Source organism: Nitratidesulfovibrio oxamicus, from assembly GCF_015731765.1.
GTDB lineage: Bacteria > Desulfobacterota > Desulfovibrionia > Desulfovibrionales > Desulfovibrionaceae > Cupidesulfovibrio > Cupidesulfovibrio oxamicus.
This window is the reverse complement of the sequence record NZ_VRYY01000578.1, coordinates 1-1,299: the sequence shown is the minus strand read 5'-3', so window position 1 is coordinate 1,299 and position 1,299 is coordinate 1. Positions and strand designations below refer to the sequence as shown.

Below are 1,299 nucleotides of genomic sequence, written 5' to 3'. Positions count from 1 at the left end.
ACACAGGGACGCCATAGACAAAGAGTTCCAACGCCTTGAGCTTTTTGGCTTCGGGAAGGCGGCTAAGTTCCCAGGCGGTTTTCCACGAGTACTTGCTACCGCACCGACGGCATTTGAAACGGCCATCAGCGAGACGCCAAGCTCGGGTGTATGTGCACTTCGGGCATTCTCTCATGTCCAGACCTGCCTATCACAGGTCCGGTTTGGTTAGGTATTACCAAAAATAAACCCACTTTCCTGGGCATTAGAGGAGCTTCTTGAAAACATACCAAAAGCAAACAGCAACTCCACAAACGGCAGTTCTACTGCTTGGGACCCAGCCAAGCATCCAAGGGATCAGGACACCGGCAAGTTCATAGAAAAATAGGCAGAGCCATCCACTCTTGGCATGGAGTGGATGGCTCTTATTCTTTAGAATTTTTGCCAAGTTTATGGGCAAAGTATATAATGAAGAGATACACGCATGACGACAAAAACAACACTCCAATATTTGGTTTTACATCAAAACCCCTCCTGAAGTACATAAAATCGTCATCTCCAGATGGCATTATCCTATAATGATATCCACTATGGCTATACCCTCCAATCAAGGATATCAACAAGCAATACACCATCATTGCCGTCAAAATTCTATTCATGGCCTCACGTGTCGTTGCCATCAAAGCAAATATCACCGCAAGTATGCGCAGCATCTCTATGCATACAACATATTCAATACTAACTCCGTCAGAGACACCCATACCAAACCAGACGAAATGATCAACCACAACAAGCAATATTATTACAACACGTTGAAACATCAAAGCATCACACCTCAACTTCTCCACAATATTGCTCATCTTCCAACCTCACTGCTATCGTTGACGCAATATCAGACGAAAATTCTTGGCACGGCAACAACCCGGCTCCCAGTGCGCTCGACAACCTATGCAGCTACATGTATAGAAATACGCAACAATTGCCAAGCTGACGCGGGGGGTTGGGCTACCTATCCGTTCCCTCCGAAACCGCATGAAACCACCGTCACTGCCAAGCTAACGCTGGCGGCTGCCCTACCTAACCATACCTCCGAGACCAGCACGTGGTTCTACTACGGCAACGGGGCCAACGCCGCCGGGGGCGCACCCCATGCCTCCCCCGATCCCTACAGTCCCTATGACCCCCATGATCCCCATGCCCAGCTTGCGCCCGTGGCCCTCGATTCGGTGGTGCTGCCCGGCGGCGACATCATCCGCTACCGTTTCGGCGACAACGGCATGCCCTTCATGGTGTTGCGCAACGACGCGCCCAGCGAGGAAT

1 protein-coding gene is annotated in these 1,299 nt (G+C 50.3%); it reads right to left on the bottom strand.

The window, feature by feature from the left end; genetic code table 11:
• Positions 1-404: 404 nt before the first annotated feature.
• A complete protein-coding gene (locus tag FVW20_RS15795) occupies positions 405-839 on the bottom strand; it encodes a hypothetical protein (RefSeq protein ID WP_196610356.1) in 435 nt (144 codons plus the stop codon).
• Positions 840-1,299 lie beyond the last annotated feature (460 nt).